Annotated in this window: 1 protein-coding gene; it reads right to left on the reverse strand. The window is 70.7% G+C overall.

Annotated elements, in window-relative coordinates; translation table 11 throughout:
- On the reverse strand, positions 1–755 hold a 755-nt coding region (locus DNL40_RS16550; protein WP_111252285.1), incomplete at both ends, for a hypothetical protein.

Genomic DNA, 755 nt, shown 5'->3' on the forward strand with positions numbered 1-755 from the left:
GGGTGCGGGCTTCGGTGACGGTGAAGGGGGCGGTGGTGGAGGTGGTGGTGATCTGGCCGGGGATGGTGGTCCAGGTGGGGGTGCCGGCGATGCGGAACTGGCCGTGCCAGGTGGTGGTCAGGGTGACGGTGACGCCCTGGCGGTACTTGTTGCCGGTCTGGCTGACAGCGGTGCCGGTGCCGAGGCTGGTGTAGGCGTGGGCGATCCAGGTGTGGTCGGGTTCGGGGTCGCCGGGGGCCCAGGGCATGCCGGGGTCGGTGGTGGTCAGGCGTGAGCCGGTGGCCGAGTGGGGGTCGTCGAAGTCCCAGGTGTACTGGTGGGGCACGGCGCGGACCTCGACGGGGACATCGAGCAGGGTGGTGGTCTGGGTGAGGGGTTCGGCGGTGGTGTAGACGGGGTAGTGGACGTTGACCAGCAGGGGTCGGCTGCCTTGGACGGTGGCCGGGGGCGGGGTGATCTGCATGGTGGTGAACGCTCGCTGGGCCTCGGCGGCCAGGTCTGCGGGGGTGATGCACTGGCGCTCGGTGACCTGCTCAGCGGGGCCGTAGGTGCCGTCGTCCTGCAGGCGCTGGACCCACAGCGGGTTGAGCGTGTACATGCCCTCCTCGCAGTCGGCCGGGGTGATCTCGACCGCCGCGTTCTCTCCGCATCTCTCGCCCGCGGGGACGGCTGACGGTCCCGAAGGGTTGACCAGGGGGAAGCCCATGTCGTCCAGGGTGCGCAGCGCGCAGTACGTCGGCGTCTGCCGGAAGAAC

The sequence above is a fragment of the Xylanimonas oleitrophica genome, from assembly GCF_003244315.1.
Taxonomy (GTDB): Bacteria; Actinomycetota; Actinomycetes; order Actinomycetales; family Cellulomonadaceae; genus Xylanimonas_A; species Xylanimonas_A oleitrophica.